This window comes from Burkholderia metallica (genome assembly GCF_902832845.1).
Classification (GTDB): Bacteria; Pseudomonadota; Gammaproteobacteria; order Burkholderiales; family Burkholderiaceae; genus Burkholderia; species Burkholderia metallica.
The window spans coordinates 335,073-350,213 of record NZ_CADFDB010000003.1; the positions used below are offsets into that span (position 1 = coordinate 335,073).

General features: G+C 67.6%; 15 protein-coding genes and 1 pseudogene. 12 read left to right on the plus strand and 4 right to left on the minus strand.

What is annotated here, in order from left to right:
• Positions 1-413: 413 nt before the first annotated feature.
• Entirely contained in the window at positions 414-1,226 is an 813-nt protein-coding gene (locus HWX08_RS11670; RefSeq protein WP_174919668.1) for a mechanosensitive ion channel family protein, read from the plus strand.
• Positions 1,227-1,311: 85 nt separating this feature from the next.
• Here HWX08_RS11670 and HWX08_RS11675 read toward each other — a convergent pair whose 3' ends face one another.
• Positions 1,312-1,995 carry a DedA family protein gene (locus HWX08_RS11675; protein ID WP_069255855.1) on the minus strand — a complete coding sequence of 228 codons (684 nt, stop codon included), beginning with the start codon at positions 1,993-1,995 and terminating at the stop codon, positions 1,312-1,314.
• A 173-nt stretch (positions 1,996-2,168) separates the two neighbouring features.
• Here HWX08_RS11675 and mutL point away from each other — a divergent pair, with 173 nt between their 5' ends.
• On the plus strand, positions 2,169-4,172 hold the full coding sequence (gene mutL / locus HWX08_RS11680; protein ID WP_174919670.1) for a DNA mismatch repair endonuclease MutL: 2,004 nt from the start codon (positions 2,169-2,171) through the stop codon (positions 4,170-4,172).
• Positions 4,169-5,143 carry a tRNA (adenosine(37)-N6)-dimethylallyltransferase MiaA gene (miaA, locus tag HWX08_RS11685; protein ID WP_174919672.1) on the plus strand — a complete coding sequence of 325 codons (975 nt, stop codon included), beginning with the start codon at positions 4,169-4,171 and terminating at the stop codon, positions 5,141-5,143. The genes mutL and miaA overlap by 4 nt, the downstream gene beginning before the upstream one ends.
• Positions 5,144-5,148: 5 nt before the next feature.
• Here the strand turns inward: miaA and tetR are convergent, their stop codons facing one another.
• On the minus strand, positions 5,149-5,781 hold the full coding sequence (tetR, locus tag HWX08_RS11690) for a tetracycline resistance transcriptional repressor TetR (protein WP_174919674.1): 633 nt from the start codon (positions 5,779-5,781) through the stop codon (positions 5,149-5,151).
• A gap of 63 nt (positions 5,782-5,844) precedes the next feature.
• On the opposite strand from tetR, the gene tet reads away from it, so the two are divergent.
• Complete coding sequence (tet, locus tag HWX08_RS11695) at positions 5,845-7,038, plus strand: Tet(A)/Tet(B)/Tet(C) family tetracycline efflux MFS transporter (RefSeq protein WP_174919675.1); 1,194 nt, start codon at positions 5,845-5,847, stop codon at positions 7,036-7,038.
• Between the two features lie 34 nt (positions 7,039-7,072).
• Here tet and HWX08_RS11700 read toward each other — a convergent pair whose 3' ends face one another.
• Together HWX08_RS11700 and purM are read right to left on the minus strand one after the other, a co-directional pair.
• On the minus strand, positions 7,073-7,468 hold the full coding sequence (locus HWX08_RS11700) for a YybH family protein (protein WP_069257941.1): 396 nt from the start codon (positions 7,466-7,468) through the stop codon (positions 7,073-7,075).
• Positions 7,469-7,576: 108 nt separating this feature from the next.
• Complete coding sequence (gene purM, locus HWX08_RS11705) at positions 7,577-8,632, minus strand: phosphoribosylformylglycinamidine cyclo-ligase (RefSeq protein ID WP_069255850.1); 1,056 nt, start codon at positions 8,630-8,632, stop codon at positions 7,577-7,579.
• Positions 8,633-8,882: 250 nt separating this feature from the next.
• On the opposite strand from purM, the gene hda reads away from it, so the two are divergent.
• The 8 genes and pseudogenes from hda (at position 8,883) to HWX08_RS11745 (ending at position 14,975) form a co-directional block, all read left to right on the plus strand.
• Entirely contained in the window at positions 8,883-9,617 is a 735-nt protein-coding gene (gene hda, locus HWX08_RS11710) for a DnaA regulatory inactivator Hda (RefSeq protein WP_069255849.1), read from the plus strand.
• A gap of 11 nt (positions 9,618-9,628) precedes the next feature.
• Complete coding sequence (locus HWX08_RS11715) at positions 9,629-10,306, plus strand: histidinol-phosphatase (protein WP_069255848.1); 678 nt, start codon at positions 9,629-9,631, stop codon at positions 10,304-10,306.
• 5 nt (positions 10,307-10,311) lie between these two features.
• The gene (gene pcnB / locus HWX08_RS11720) at positions 10,312-11,853 is read left to right on the plus strand and encodes a polynucleotide adenylyltransferase PcnB (RefSeq protein WP_069255847.1); all 1,542 of its coding nucleotides are present in this window, start codon (positions 10,312-10,314) and stop codon (positions 11,851-11,853) included.
• A gap of 35 nt (positions 11,854-11,888) precedes the next feature.
• A complete protein-coding gene (folK, locus tag HWX08_RS11725) occupies positions 11,889-12,431 on the plus strand; it encodes a 2-amino-4-hydroxy-6-hydroxymethyldihydropteridine diphosphokinase (RefSeq protein WP_069255846.1) in 543 nt (180 codons plus the stop codon).
• Positions 12,428-13,114 (plus strand): deoxynucleoside kinase, encoded by a 687-nt coding sequence (locus HWX08_RS11730; protein WP_069255845.1) that lies wholly within the window; start codon positions 12,428-12,430, stop codon positions 13,112-13,114. Before folK ends, HWX08_RS11730 begins: the two co-directional genes overlap by 4 nt.
• A gap of 45 nt (positions 13,115-13,159) precedes the next feature.
• The gene (gene panB / locus HWX08_RS11735; RefSeq protein WP_174919677.1) at positions 13,160-13,975 is read left to right on the plus strand and encodes a 3-methyl-2-oxobutanoate hydroxymethyltransferase; all 816 of its coding nucleotides are present in this window, start codon (positions 13,160-13,162) and stop codon (positions 13,973-13,975) included.
• Positions 13,976-14,140: 165 nt separating this feature from the next.
• Positions 14,141-14,520, plus strand: a pseudogene (locus tag HWX08_RS11740) (BPSL0067 family protein).
• 2 nt (positions 14,521-14,522) lie between these two features.
• A complete protein-coding gene (locus HWX08_RS11745; RefSeq protein ID WP_174919679.1) occupies positions 14,523-14,975 on the plus strand; it encodes an STY0301 family protein in 453 nt (150 codons plus the stop codon).
• Positions 14,976-15,141: the final 166 nt, after the last annotated feature.

Below are 15,141 nucleotides of genomic sequence, written 5' to 3' on the forward strand. Positions count from 1 at the left end.
CCGTGCTGGATCCACGAAATCACGCCATCTGCGACCGATGATACATTCATGGGCCCGAGTCCCGCGAGATGGCCGGCAAGTCCTCCACGGCCCGGTAATCGTTTCGCAAAGAGCCCCCAAAAAACCTCGCTTGCTTCGTATGTCCCGCTTGAAAACGCAGCCCTGCTGATCCTGCACGCAGTTCACGAATTCGTTTCCGCGAGAACAGGTGATCGCCACATGAACGGTGCCGCGAAAGGTGAGCCCGTTACACTCCAGCGCCGTACGGGCGGCCCGACAACCTACGGCCTCGGGATTGCAATGTCGCGAACACTTGCCTGCAGGACAGTTGCCCCTTTCGCTCCAGTCAGTTATAAAAAAGCGGACCACCGTGGCTCGCCAGCCGCGCCTCCTGCCCCTCCCCCGGAGCCCCCATGATCGATCTCGCCACAGCCCAGCAATTCCTGATGACCCGCGGCCTCGACTTCGGCCTCAACCTCCTCGCCGCGATCGTCTTATGGTTCATCGGCCGCTGGGCGATCCGCATCGGCACTCGCCTGCTCGGCAAGGTCGTGCGCCGCAGCGGCAAGGTCGACCCGACGCTCACCGACTACCTGACCTCCGTCGTCGGCGTGCTGTTGACGATCCTGCTGATCCTCGCGATCCTGCAGATCTTCGGCGTGCAGACGACCTCGTTCGCTGCCCTGCTCGCCGGCCTCGGCCTCGCGATCGGTACCGCCTGGGGCGGCCTGCTCGCACATTTCGCCGCAGGCGTGTTCATGCAGGTGCTGCGTCCGTTCAAGATCGGCGACGTGATCAACGCAGGCGGCGTCACGGGCACGGTCAAGGAGCTCGGCCTGTTCGGCACGACGATCATCACCGCCGACAACATCGTGACGATCGTCGGCAACAACAAGATCTTCTCGGACAACATTGCCAACTACAGCGCGACGTCGCACCGCCGCGTCGACCTGACCGCGAAGATCGCGAACAGCGTCGATGCCGTCGACGCGATCAGCCGCCTGAAGACGTCGATCCAGCAGATCCCGAACGTGCTGACCAGCCCGGCGCCGGACGTCGGCGTGCTGCAGTTCACGCCGGAAGGTCCGCTGCTGTTCGTGCGTCCGTCCACGGCGCCCGAGAACTACTGGCAGGTGTACTGCGACACCAACCGCGTGATCCTCGAGACGTTCCGCGACGCCCAGTACCCGACGCCCGAAACCCCCGTCGCGCATCGCACCGCGTAACGCGCAACACCCGCAACGGACGAAAAAAAAGCGTGGCACCCGCCACGCTTTTTCACTGCCCGAAAAGAAAACGAAACGCCCCCGCTCAGCGCCCACCCGCCTTCGGCACATTGTCCGACTGCTTGCCGCGCACCAGCTTCCACACCGCACCCAGCGCGACCGGCACGACCGCCGCCCCGATCCCGGCCAGCACGATCACGTTCAGGTACTGGCGGATGAACGGGATATTGCCGAAGAAATAGCCGAGCAGCACGAGCAGCAGCACCCACACCAGCGCACCGATCACGTTGAACAACTGGAAGCGCGCGACGCTCATCGACGACGCGCCCGCGACGAACGGCGCGAACGTACGCACGACCGGGATGAAGCGCGCGAGCACGATCGTCTTGCCGCCGTGCTTGTCGTAGAACGAGTGGGTCTTCTGCAGCGCGGCGCGATCGAGGAAGCGCTCGAGCACCGGGATATGGGTATTGAACACCTTCGGGCCGACCCAGCGGCCGATCATGTAATTGACCGTGTTGCCGGCGATCGCCGCGACGAGCAGCAGCACGATCAGCGCGCCGACGTTCATTTCCCCCGTCGCCGCGAACGCCCCGCCGATGAACAGCAGCGAATCGCCGGGCAGGAACGGAAACACGACGAGCCCGGTCTCGCAGAACACGATCAGGAACAGCACGAGATAGACCCATGCGCCGTACTGCCGGATGAAATCGCCGAGGAAAGCGTCGATATGCAGGACAAGGTTGACGAAATGAAGCAGCGTATCCAAATGCGATTCCTCGATGGCGATAGGGCCGGAACGGCCGAAAAAGGCTGGCGCGCCCGCCGGTCAAGGCGGTGCGTGTAACGAGGCCATGATACCGAAACTACCTTAAGGCTCCGTGAAAAAACGTAACCGCCGCTCGCCCCGGCACGCATTCGCGGCCTCGCTATAATTCGGCCATGTCCGATATCACCGAAACGGCCGCGGGCGCCGCGCCCGCCCCCGCCGCGCGCCCGCTGCGCGCGATCCAGCCCCTGCCCGACCAGCTGATCAGCCAGATCGCCGCCGGCGAGGTCGTCGAACGCCCGGCGTCGGTCGTCAAGGAGCTGCTCGAGAACGCGATGGACGCCGGCGCCACGACGCTGCGCATCGTGCTGGAAGAAGGCGGCGTGAAGCGCATCTCGATCACCGACGACGGCTGCGGGATTCCGCCCGACGAGCTGGCGCTCGCGCTGATGCGCCATGCCACCAGCAAGATCCGCTCGCTCGAGGAGCTCGAGGCGGTCGCGACGCTGGGTTTTCGCGGCGAAGCGCTCGCGTCGATCGCATCGGTCGCCGAGATGTCGATCACGAGCCGCACGGCCGATGCCGCGCATGCGATGAAGATCGACGCGCAGACAGGCGTGCTGTCGCCCGCCGCCGGCGCGACCGGCACGACGATCGAGGTGCGCGAGCTGTACTTCAACACGCCCGCGCGGCGCAAGTTCCTGAAGAGCGAGCAGACCGAGTTCGGCCACTGCCTGGAAATGATTCGCCGTGCGGCGCTCGCGCGGCCGGACGTTGCGATCTCAGTGCTGCACAACGGCAAGGCGGTCGAGCACTGGAATGCGACCGAGCCCGCGCAGCGCGTCGCGAAGATCCTCGGCGACAGCTTCGCGACCGCGCACCTGCCGCTCGACGAGCAGGCCGGCCCGCTTGCGGTGTACGGCTGCGCAGGCCTGCCGACCGCGAGTCGCGGTCGCGCCGACCAGCAATACTTCTTCGTCAACGGCCGCTTCGTGCGCGACAAGCTGCTGACGCACGCGGTACGCGCCGCCTACGAGGACGTGCTGCACGGCGACCGCTACCCGTCGTACGTGCTGTTTCTCGACCTGCCGCCCGAAGCCGTCGACGTGAACGTGCATCCGTCGAAGATCGAGGTGCGCTTCCGCGATTCGCGCTCGATCCACCAGTACGTGTTCCATGCAGTCCAGCGTGCGCTCGCGCGTCACGCGGGCGCGTCGCCGGAAACCACCGCGGGCGGCCATGCCGCGCAACTGTCACCGGCGCCGCGCGGGCCCGCTTCGTTCCTGGATACCCCGCTCGGCCAGGCCCCGCACGGCAACGCGACCGGCGGCAGCGGCTTCTCGCCGTCGTCGTCCTCGTCGTCGGGCAACACCTGGATGCGCCAGGCGCGGATGACCCAGGGCACGCTGCCCGTCGCACAGCCGCTCGCGCTCTATGACGCGCTGTTCGGCCGCAAGGACACGGGCGCGGGCACGCCGGACGGCACGACGCTCATCGCGCGCGATTCGGCCGATATGGCCGATTCGGCCAACGCACCGATCGCACCGCGGTCGGGCTTCGCGGCTTCGCCGCTCGCCGCCACCGCGCACGACGAGCAGCCGCTCGGCTTCGCGCTCGGCCAGATCCACGGCATCTACGTGCTCGCGCAGAACGCGCACGGTCTCGTGATCGTCGACATGCACGCGGCCCACGAGCGGATCCTGTACGAACAGTTCAAGAACGCGCTGGCCGATCGCACGGTCGCCGTGCAGTCGTTGCTGCTGCCGGTCTCGATGACGGCCACGCCGGTCGAGATCGGCACGGTCGAGGAAGAACGCGACACGCTCGAATCGCTCGGGTTCGACCTGGCGGTGCTGTCGCCGACGACGCTCGCGATCCGCGCGGTCCCCGCGCTGCTGAAGGATGCCGACCTGCAGTCGCTCGCGCGTGCGGTGCTCGCCGACCTTCATGCGTTCGGCGGTTCACGCGTGCTCACAGAGCGGCAGCACGAACTGCTCGGCACGCTCGCCTGCCATCACGCGGTGCGCGCGAACCGGCGCCTGACGCTCGACGAGATGAATGCGCTGCTGCGGCAGATGGAAGCGACCGAACGCGCGGACCAGTGCAATCACGGCCGGCCGACCTGGTATCAGCTCACGCTGAACGATCTGGACCGCCTCTTCATGCGCGGCCAATGAGCGCGGCACCTCACGCCAGCCCGACGACGATCGCCTGCCTGCTCGGCCCCACCGCGTCGGGCAAGACGGCCGCGGCGCTGGCGCTCGCGGCGCGCCGCCCGATCGAGATCGTCAGCGTCGATTCGGCGCTCGTCTACCGCGACATGGATATCGGCACCGCGAAGCCTTCGCGCGAAGAACGCGCGAGCGTGCCGCATCACCTGATCGACATCATCGACCCGGCCGACGCGTATTCGGCCGCGAGTTTCCGCGCGGACACGCTGCGCCTGATCGGCGAGATCGCCGCGCGCGGCCGCACGCCGCTGCTCGCGGGCGGCACGATGCTGTACTACAAGGCGCTGACGCAGGGGCTCAACGACCTGCCGGGCGCCGATCCGGACGTGCGCGCCACCCTCGATGCCGAAGCCGCGCGCGACGGCTGGCCCGCGCTGCATGCGCGGCTCGCGCAGGTCGATCCCGACACGGCCGCGCGGCTCGCGCCGAACGATTCGCAACGCATCCAGCGCGCGCTCGAAGTGTTCATGCTGACCGGGCAGCCGATGTCGGCGCTGCTGACCGCGCCGCGGCGCACCGACGATGCGGCCGCCGCTTACCGCTTCGTGCCAGTCGCGCTGGAGCCGTCGGATCGCGCGGTGCTGCATGCCCGGATCGCGCAGCGCTTCGACGCGATGCTCGATGCGGGCTTCATCGACGAAGTCGAGCGGCTGCGCCGTCGCAAAGATCTCCATCCGGACCTGCCGTCGATGCGCTGCGTCGGCTACCGGCAGGCGTGGGAATTCCTCGACGGCGACACCGACTACCGGACGATGCGCGACAAGGGGATCTTCGCGACGCGGCAGCTCTGCAAGCGCCAGATCACCTGGTTGCGCGCGATGCCGGAGCGAATCGTCGTCGACTGCATCGCGCCGGACGCGACGGCCCGCGCACTGGACGCGCTCGAACGCGTGCTCGACGGCAACCCACCGGGCTGACCGCGTCAGCGCGTCCGACGCGCCGCCAGGCGCGCGCGCGCGCCGTCGACGATCCACGCGATGCCGCGCTCGAATGCCGCGCCGCCGCTGCGCTCGCGCAGCGCGGCCCAGCCGTTCGCAAGCAGCGGATACTCGGCGGCGTCCGGCAGCGGCGCAGCGGCGTCGCCGCCCGGCCCGGCCTGCTCTTCCAGCACCCATCCGACCACGAAACGGCCGATCGCGTACATCACGTCGACCGCCTCGTCCGGCGTGAAACCCGCGTCGCAGAGCAGCGCGACCTTGCGTTCGATCGAGCTGAAGTGCAGCGCGCGCGGCCGCGTGCCGGCATGCAGGCGCGCGCCGTCGCGATAGGCCAGCAGCGCGTGGCGGAAACTGCGCGCGTTGTCGACGAGCCACGCATCCCACACTTCGCCCGCGCGCGGCAGCGACGCGTCGTGGCGCTCGAGCATGATCGCCTCGGCCATCGCGTCGAGCAGTTCGCCCTTGTTCCGGAAATGCCAGTAAAGCGTCGGCGACTGCACGCCGAGCCGCTCGGCGAGCCGCCGCGTCGACAGCCCGTCGATCCCCACTTCATCCAGCAGGTCGAGCGCCGCGCGCAATACCGTGTCGCGCGTCAGCCGCGCGCCTGTGTCCTTCATCTCTATCACCGATAGGGAAAGCTGTGGAATAATCGCCACTCTATCACCGATAGAGTCACACCCTTGAATCCGTCCCTGATTGCCATTCTGGCCACGGTCCTGCTCGACGCGATCGGCGTCGGGATCGTGATGCCGATCCTGCCCGGGCTGCTGCGCTCGCTTGCCGATGCGGGCAGTACCGACACCCACTACGGGATGCTGCTCGCGCTGTACGCGTTCGCGCAGTTCCTGTGCGCACCGCTGCTCGGCGCGCTGAGCGACCGCTTCGGCCGCCGGCCCGTCCTGCTCGTCTCGCTCGCCGGCGCCGCGCTCGACTACCTGCTGATGGCGCTCGCACCGACACTCGCATGGCTCTACGTCGGGCGGCTGATCGCGGGGATCACCGGCGCGAACGTCGCGGTCGCGACCGCGTACATGACCGACGTCACCGCCGAACCCGACCGCGCGCGACGCTTCGGCCAGCTCGGTGCGATGATGGGCATCGGCTTCATCGCGGGCCCGTTGATCGGCGGCCTGCTCGGCGCGCTGCATCTGCGCGCGCCGTTCGTCGCGGCCGCGGCGCTCAACGCGCTCAATCTCGCGCTCGTCTGGCGCGCGCTGCCGGAATCGCGGCCGCGTTCGGCCCGCGAAGGCCATGCGGCGGGCGCACTCAACCCGTTCTCCAGCCTGCGCCGGTTGAGCGGCGCACCGGCGCTCGTGCCGCTGATCGGCATTTACGTGATCGTGGCGCTGGTGTCGCAGGCTCCCGCGACGCTGTGGATCCTGTACGGCCAGGAACATTTCGGCTGGTCGACGCCGATCGCGGGACTGTCGCTGGCGGGCTACGGCGCGTGTCACGCACTCGCGCAGGCCTTCGCGATCGGGCCGCTGATCGCGCGGCTCGGCGAGCGTCGCGCGCTTGCGCTGGGCCTCGCGGGCGACGCGATCGGGCTCGCGATAATCGCGTTCGCGACCGCCGCATGGGTGCCGTTCGCGCTGCTGCCGCTGTTCGCGGCGGGCGGCATGACGCTGCCGGCACTGCAGGCGATGCTCGCACGGCAGGTCGACGACGCGCGCCAGGGCGAACTGCAAGGCACGCTCGCGAGCGTGTCGAGCCTGATCGGCGTCGCCGGGCCGCTGGTCGTCACCGCCACCTACGCGGCGACGCGCGCGACGTGGCCGGGGCTCGTCTGGGCCGCGGCCGCACTGCTTTATCTGCTCGTGCCGCCGCTGCTGGCCGGCGCGCGGCCCACGGCGGCGGCGCGGCCGTCCGCATGAGTGTCGGCCTGCACGGTCACGCCCGCTGCCGCACTCAGTGCGCGAGCGTCACGAGATTCGCGTCGCGTACGAGCTGCCAGCGGCCGTCGGTCTTGCGGAAGATCGTCAGCGTATGACCCGAACGGCGGATCGCGTCGCCGCCCGGCGGGGTCGCGTCGATCTCGATGAAATTGCGCATGTACGCCCAGTCGCCCAACACGCGCAGTTCGTCGATCCGGTAACGGCCGTCGATCTTCGGTGCGGCCGCGCCCGCGGCGTTCGCGTCGCGCGATGCGGCTGCAAACGCCGCCTTGTCGAACGGCGGCTTGCCGGCCACCATGAAGATCGCGTCGTCGGCGATCAGGTCGAGCACGGTCGCCAGGTCCCCGCGGCGGCTCGACACGAACCAGTTGTCCACGAGCTCGCGGATCGCGCGTTCGTCTTCGGTCATCGTCGTCCCTCCTTCATCGGCGCGCACCGTGACGCCACGCACCGCACGAAAAAAAAGCCGCCCGGATCGACTCCGGGCGGCTTTCCTTGCTGCATCTGCTGCTGCGTGTCAGACCACGACCGTCTGCGCCTCGCCTTCGCGGGTCGCACGCACGGTGCCGATCTTCCACACCTGTTCGCCGGCGGCGGTCAGGTCGGCGATCGCTGCGTCCGCATCGGCTGCCGAAACGATCACGGCCATGCCGATCCCGCAGTTGAACACGCGGTGCATTTCCGCATCGGCGACGCCGCCGTGCTCCTGCAGCCACTTGAACAGCGGCGGCAGCGGCCACGCCTTCTGGTCGAGCTCGGCGGTGAGGCCTTCGCGCAGCACGCGCGGGATGTTCTCGACGAGACCGCCGCCCGTGATGTGCGCCATGCCCTTCACCGACAGCTTCTGCATCAGCGCGAGCAGCGGCTTCACGTAGATGCGCGTGGGCGCCATCAGCGCGTCGGCCAGCGAGCGGCCGTGGAAATCGGCCGACAGGTCGGGGTTCGCGCGCTCGATGATCTTGCGCACGAGCGAGAAGCCGTTCGAATGGATGCCGCTCGATGCGAGGCCCAGCACCACGTCGCCTTCGGCGATCGTGCTGCCGTCGATGATCTTGCTCTTCTCGACCGCGCCGACCGCGAAGCCGGCCAGGTCGTATTCGCCGTCCGGGTACATGCCCGGCATTTCGGCCGTTTCACCGCCGATCAGCGCGCAGCCCGACAGTTCGCAACCTTGCGCGATGCCCTTGACGACCGTAGCAGCGGTATCGACGTCGAGCTTGCCGCACGCGAAGTAATCGAGGAAGAACAGCGGCTCGGCGCCTTGCACGAGGATGTCGTTCACGCTCATCGCGACGAGATCCTGGCCGACCGTGTCGTGTTTGTTCAGATGAAACGCCAGCTTGAGCTTGGTGCCCACGCCGTCGGTGCCCGACACGAGCACCGGCTCCTTGTACTTCTTCGGCACTTCGAACAGCGCGCCGAACCCGCCGATGCCGCCGAGCACGCCGTCGCGCAGGGTTTTCTTCGCAAAAGGCTTGATTTTGTCGATGAGCGCGTCGCCCGCGTCGATGTCGACGCCTGCGTCGCGATAGGACAGACCCTGAGCGTCGGGAGCGGATTTCGGAGGATTCATGGGGGAATGCGAGAAGGTCGGTAAAATGCGATTTTACCCGAAGCCGGCCCGTTGGCCGGAATTCCCAGCACCGAATCGTCAGGGATTGCATCTTGGTCGACACGTCCCCGTTTTCAACGCCGAGCGAACCGCGCCGAAACCCGCGCGGCGCCGTGCGTGCGGCCGCGCGTGAAGCCCATGGAGCCGCAGTTTCCGCCGCGTGCCCGGCGTACGGCACGCGTATTTTCAACCGACCCGCATTGTGACTGTTGTGTCCCGTCAACTGACGCTCGATCTCGGCACGCCGCCGCCCGCCACGTTCGACAACTTCATCATGAACGAGGAGAACGACGAGCTCATCTCGCGCCTGCAGAAGCTCGACCTCGCGCTCGCGGCGGGCCCCGTGCCGGACCGGTCGTTCTATATCTGGGGCGAGCCCGGCAGCGGCCGCACCCATCTGCTGCAGGCGCTCGTGAGCGACGCGTCGTACGGCTATGCGCGCTATCTCACGCCGCAGAGCCCGCTCGGCGCGTTCACGTTCGACCCGCGCATCGGCATCTACGCGATCGACGACTGCGACCGGATGAGCGACACGCAGCAGGTCGCGCTGTTCAACCTGTTCAACGAAGTGCGCGCCCACCCGTCGAGCGCGTTCGTCGCAGCGGGCCCTGCGGCGCCGCTCGCGCTCGACGTGCGCGAGGATCTGCGCACGCGCCTCGGCTGGGGGCTCGTCTTCCACCTGTCACCGCCGTCCGACGCCGGCAAGATCGCGGTGCTCAAGCTCGCGGCAAAGGAGCGCGGAATCGCGCTCACCGACGACATCGCCGCCTACCTGCTGACCCATTTCCGCCGCGACATGCCGAGCCTGATGGCGCTGCTCGACGCGCTCGACCGCTTCTCGCTCGAACAAAAGCGCGCGGTCACGCTGCCGCTGCTGCGCCGCATGCTCGCGCGTCCCGGCGACGACATCACACCACCGGGCGCGGGCCCCCACCGCTTCGAGTAAAATGCGCTTCCATGACTAATCTGGCACTCTTTGACCTCGATCACACGCTGATCCCGACCGATAGCGACCACGAATGGGGCCGCTTCATGGTGAAGCTCGGCATCGTCGACGCGGAAAGCTTCTCGCGTCAGAACGATCAGTTCTTCGCCGACTACAAGGCCGGCAACCTCGATATCCACGCGTACCTCACCGCGATGCTCACGCCGCTCGCGAAGTATTCGCGCGCGCAGCTCGCGCAATGGCACGAGCAGTACATGCACGAGGTGATCCGGCCCGCAATGACGCCCGCCGCGCTCGAACTCGTGCGCCGGCACCTCGATGCGGGCGATCTCTGCTGCGTCGTGACGGCGACCAACGAATTCATCACGCGCCCGATCGCGTCCGCGTTCGGTGTCGACACGCTGATCGCCTGCGAGGTCGAAACGACCGACGGGCATCCCGATTCGCCGTACACGGGCCGGCCCACCGGCACGCCGAGCTATCGCGAAGGCAAGATCGTGCGGACCGAAGCGTGGCTCGCGTCGCTGGGCAAGCAATGGAGCGACTTCGAACACACGTATTTCTACAGCGACTCGCACAACGACATTCCGTTGCTCGAGAAAGTCACCGACCCGATCGCGACCAACCCTGACGACACGCTGCGCGCGCATGCAAGCAACCGCGGCTGGCGCATCCTCGATCTCTTCTGAACGTCGTGATCAAAAAATTCATTCGCAAGCTGCTCGGCCAGGACGAAACCGAGCAAACCTCTCCCGCAGCGGCCCCGGCCGACGAAGCGGCCCCTGCTGCCCCGCGTGCCCCGAAGGGCGCCCGCGGCGGCGGCGCGAAGAAACCGCGCAGCAACCACGAGCCGACCGTCGTGCCGGCCAGCGTGCACGGCATCAATCCGGCGCTGATCTCGAAGAACGCGGTGCGCGTGACCGACACGCTGCAGCAGGCGGGCTTCCGCGCATTCATCGTCGGCGGTGCGGTGCGCGACCTGCTGCTCGGCATCGCGCCGAAGGATTTCGACGTCGCGACCGATGCGACGCCGACCGAAGTGCAGCGCCTGTTCCGCCGCGCGCGCCTGATCGGCCGCCGCTTCCAGATCGTCCACGTGCAGTTCGGCCAGGAGCTGATCGAGGTGTCGACGTTCCGCGCGCTGGTCGACGCGCCGCCTGAAGCGGCCGCGACCGCCGAGCCGCCGAAGCGCTTGAAGCGCGACGAACTCGATCGCCGCACCCACGCGGTCGATGCGAGCGGCCGCGTGCTGCGCGACAACGTGTGGGGCGAGCAGCACGAAGACGCCGCGCGCCGCGACTTCACGATCAACGCGATGTACTACGACCCGTCGACGCAGACGGTGCTCGATTACCACGACGGGATGGCCGACGTGCGCGCCCGCCTGTTGCGGATGATCGGCGATCCGGCCACGCGCTTTCGCGAGGATCCGGTGCGGATGCTGCGCGTCGTGCGCTTCGCCGCCAAGCTCGGTTTCGAAATCGAGCCGCACACGCGCGAGCCGATCGGCGCACTCGCCGACCTGATCAACAACGTGCCGGCCGCGCGCCTGTTCGACGAAATGCTGAAGCTGCTGCTGTCGGGCCACGCGCTCGCGTGCCTGACGCGGCTGCGCAAGGAAGGCCTGCACCACGGACTGCTGCCGCTGCTCGACGTCGTGCTCGAACAGCCGCAGGGCGAGAAGTTCATCACGCTCGCGCTGAACAACACCGACGCGCGCGTGCGCGCCGGCAAGCCGGTGTCGCCGGGCTTCCTGTTCGCGACGCTGCTGTGGCACGACATGCGCCAGCGCTTCGAGCAATACACGGCCGACGGCGAAATCCCGGTGCCGGCGCTCCATCGCGCGATGGACGACGTGCTCGACATGCAGACCGAGAAACTCGCGATCCACAAGCGCTATTCGGCCGACATGCGCGAGATCTGGGGGCTGCAGCTGCGCCTCGAGAAACGCTCGGGCCGCAGCGCGATGCGGCTGCTGGAACACCAAAGGTTTAGAGCGGGGTATGATTTCCTCCTGTTACGCTGCGAATCCGGCGAGCTCGATATGGAAGTCGGACAGTGGTGGACGGATTTCATCGAAGGCGATGCGGCCGCTCGCGAGACCTTGCTCACGCAGGGCGGCTCGAAGGAAAAATCGCCCCGCAAGCGGCGCCGCCGCGGCGGCGCGCGAAACCGCAAGCCGGGTGAAGGTGCCGCCGAGCCGGCGCCGGATACCGCGGGCGGCTCCGACGACTGACGCACGCGCCGGCGAACGACGTAGGAAGTGATGCCATGACGGTTGCATATATCGGACTGGGGGCGAATCTCGGCGACGCACGCCAGACCCTGAAAGACGCGGTGGTGTGCCTCGCGCAGCAGCGCACCATCTCGATTCTCGGCAAGTCGAGCCTGTATCGCACGGCGCCCTTCGAAGCGGGCGGCGACGACTACTACAACTGCGTCGTCAAGCTCGACACGACGCTGTCGGCCCGCGAGCTGCTCGCGCTCTGCCAGAAGATCGAACATCACTTCGGCCGCGAGCGCCCGTATCGCAATGCGCCGCGCACGCTCGACCTCGACATCCTGCTGTTCGGCGCCGATTCGATCGACGAACCCGACCTGATCGTCCCGCACCCGCGCCTCACCGACCGCGCGTTCGCGCTCGTGCCGCTCGTCGAGATCGAGCCGGCGCTCGACATCCCCGCGCGCGGCCGTGCCGCTGCGTTCCTCGCCGCCGTCGCGGACCAGCGCGTCGAGAAGGTACAGACCTGCCAGTGCCCGATGCAGAAGGCGCTCGCCGCCGGCGAAGACGCCGACAAGAACCGCTGCCGATGACCCCGACTCCCCTTACCGTCACCGCGCCCGACCTGCGCGCCCCGCACCGCTATCTCGTGATCGAAGGCCCGATCGGCGTCGGCAAGACGACGCTCGCGCGGCTGCTCGCCGAGCGCTGGTCGATGCAGGCGCTGCTCGAGCGCCCGCAGGACAACCCGTTCCTCGAACGCTTCTATCGCGACACCGCGCGCTACGCGCTGCCCGTGCAGCTGTCGTTCGCGCTGCAGCGCGCGCAGCAGGCGCGCGAGCTGATCGGTGCGCTCGAAACGGGCCGCCCGGTCATCGCCGATTTCATGCCGCAGAAGAACGACATCTTCGCGCGGCTGAACCTGCCGGAAGACGAATGGCAGCTGTATCGCTCGGTCGCGACGCATGTGGACGTGCCGCAGGCGCCGTCGCCCGACCTCGTCGTCTACCTGCAGGCGAGCCCCGAGGTGCTGTTCTCGCGCATCCAGAAGCGCGGGCTGCCGATGGAGCTGCAGATCAGCGATGCGTACCTGCGCTCGCTCGTCGACGCGTACAACGAATTCTTCTACCACTACGACCGCACGCCGGTGCTGACGGTCGCAGCCGAACACCTGAACCCGCTGGACTCCCCCGAAGACCTCGCCCTGCTGATCGAGCGCATCGAGACGATGCGCGGCCGCAAGGAATTCTTCGTCAAGGGCGAGACGACGCGCTAACGCGTCCTCGCCTGTCGTTCCTCACCCATCCGAACCGGATTTCCCATGACCTATCTCCAGGAATCGAGCCGGCCTGCCGTCACGGTGCCCAAGCTGCAGGCAATGCGCGACGCCGACGAGAAGATCGCGATGCTTACGTGCTACGACGCGAGCTTTTCCGCCCTGCTCGACCGCTCGGGCGTCGACGTGCTGCTGATCGGCGATTCGCTCGGCAACGTGCTGCAGGGCCACACCACCACGCTGCCCGTGTCGATCGACGACATCGCGTATCACACCGCCTGTGTCGCGCGGGCCCAGCCGCGCGCGCTCGTCGTCGCCGATCTGCCGTTCGGCACGTACGGCACGCCCGCCGACGCGTTCGCGAATGCGGTCAAGCTGATGCGCGCAGGCGCGCAGATGGTCAAGCTCGAAGGCGGCGAATGGCTCGCCGAGACGATCCGCTTCCTCGTCGAACGCGCGGTGCCCGTGTGTGCGCACGTGGGCCTCACGCCGCAGTCGGTGCATGCGTTCGGCGGCTTCAAGGTGCAGGGCAAGACCGAAGCCGGCGCCGCGCAACTTCTGCGCGACGCACGCGCGGTCGAGGACGCCGGTGCGCAGCTCGTCGTGCTCGAAGCCGTGCCGACGCTCGTCGCGACCGAAGTCACGCACATGCTGAAGATTCCGACGATCGGTATCGGCGCGGGCGTCGACTGCTCGGGGCAGGTGCTGGTGCTGCACGACATGCTGGGCATCTTCCCCGGCAAGCGCCCGCGATTCGTGAAGGATTTCATGCAGGGGCAGCCGACCATCCAGGCGGCCGTCGAAGCCTATGTGAGCGCGGTGAAGGACGGTTCGTTCCCCGGCCCCGAACACTCCTTCTGATTTTGAACGACGCGGCGACGCGATGCGGACACACGCGTCGCCGCCTGCTCGACGACACCCGTCGTTCGTCGTTCGATCTGACAGCCTGGCATTTCAAACACGTCCCATATCCGCGCCTCTTCGTTACTGAGACCATTGCGCTTCCATCGCTCCACGGAGGCAAAAATGTCCCACGTATTCGAACGCGCAGCCGCCTTGGAAGGCGAACCGCTACAAGGCGACGGCGAGTGCGTCGCGCTCGTGAAGGCTCATACCCGAGTGGGTGCGGCCTCGGGCTGGCGGCCGGAAAAAATCGTCAAGGGCGATTCGGCCATTCGTCCGGGCACGGTCATCGCGACCTTTGACAACAGCGTTATCCGAACAGACCGCACGGCAACCATGCAGCGTTCTATCTGGGTCAGGATTCGACAGGCATCTACGTCGTCGAACAATGGCGCAGTCTGTCGAAGGTCAGGAAACGGCACATGCGGTTCCAGGGCAAGGACAGAAACGGTCGCTATATCGACCCGAGCAACAACGCCGATGCGTTCTCGGTGGTGAGATGACGATGTCGCGCGCCTTTTTTCCGGCCGGCGCGGCACTCGCCACGTTGCTGACAATCGTTTGCATGTCGTCGGCATACGCCACGTCGGCACTCGTCCAGTGTCCGGCCCGTCTGCCGGTTTCACAAGCGGTCAACGGTCCTGCACCCGAGGGCTGGAAATCCTACGATTCGCAGAAAGCGCATCCGCTGATCGGCGTGTCGTTCTGGGCCGGACCGCCCGATCGACTCGCGATGCTCGCCCCGTCGGGCGGTGTCAAACGCGGCAATACGCTCGTCGATACATGGTCGCTTGCCTCGGCCGACACCGAGTACTGGGTGAGTTGCGAGTATTTCGACACCGCCGCGACTGTCGCCCGGCCGCTCGGCACCGCCGCGCGAACCTGCACGGTCCGCTACGACGCGAAGCGGACGCCATCGACAATGATCGACTGGCACTGCAAACCGCCAGCGCGCTGATTCGACGGACCGGGAGGCAACCAGCCGAAGGCTCGCGTCATGCCGCACGCGTGGTTGCATCGATCCGGGCGATAACGCCGATGCCTTTTCGGTCGTGAAATGAGGGATGCGCATGCGCCCGACAGGCACCGACGTGCGTCGCGCGATACAGACGTGGGCACACCAT

Excerpts from the sequence above, each read along its gene's own strand:
- panB (WP_174919677.1), top strand. The coding sequence starts at position 13,160 with ATGACCTATCTCCAGGAATCGAGCCGGCCTGCCGTCACGGTGCCCAAG.
- folK (WP_069255846.1), top strand. The coding sequence starts at position 11,889 with ATGACGGTTGCATATATCGGACTGGGGGCGAATCTCGGCGACGCACGC.
- HWX08_RS11700 (WP_069257941.1), bottom strand. The coding sequence starts at position 7,468 with ATGACCGAAGACGAACGCGCGATCCGCGAGCTCGTGGACAACTGGTTC.
- mutL (WP_174919670.1), top strand. The coding sequence starts at position 2,169 with ATGTCCGATATCACCGAAACGGCCGCGGGCGCCGCGCCCGCCCCCGCC.
- miaA (WP_174919672.1), top strand. The coding sequence starts at position 4,169 with ATGAGCGCGGCACCTCACGCCAGCCCGACGACGATCGCCTGCCTGCTC.
- tetR (WP_174919674.1), bottom strand. The coding sequence starts at position 5,781 with ATGAAGGACACAGGCGCGCGGCTGACGCGCGACACGGTATTGCGCGCG.
- HWX08_RS11670 (WP_174919668.1), top strand. The coding sequence starts at position 414 with ATGATCGATCTCGCCACAGCCCAGCAATTCCTGATGACCCGCGGCCTC.
- HWX08_RS11745 (WP_174919679.1), top strand. The coding sequence starts at position 14,523 with ATGTCGCGCGCCTTTTTTCCGGCCGGCGCGGCACTCGCCACGTTGCTG.
- HWX08_RS11730 (WP_069255845.1), top strand. The coding sequence starts at position 12,428 with ATGACCCCGACTCCCCTTACCGTCACCGCGCCCGACCTGCGCGCCCCG.
- purM (WP_069255850.1), bottom strand. The coding sequence starts at position 8,632 with ATGAATCCTCCGAAATCCGCTCCCGACGCTCAGGGTCTGTCCTATCGC.
- HWX08_RS11715 (WP_069255848.1), top strand. The coding sequence starts at position 9,629 with ATGACTAATCTGGCACTCTTTGACCTCGATCACACGCTGATCCCGACC.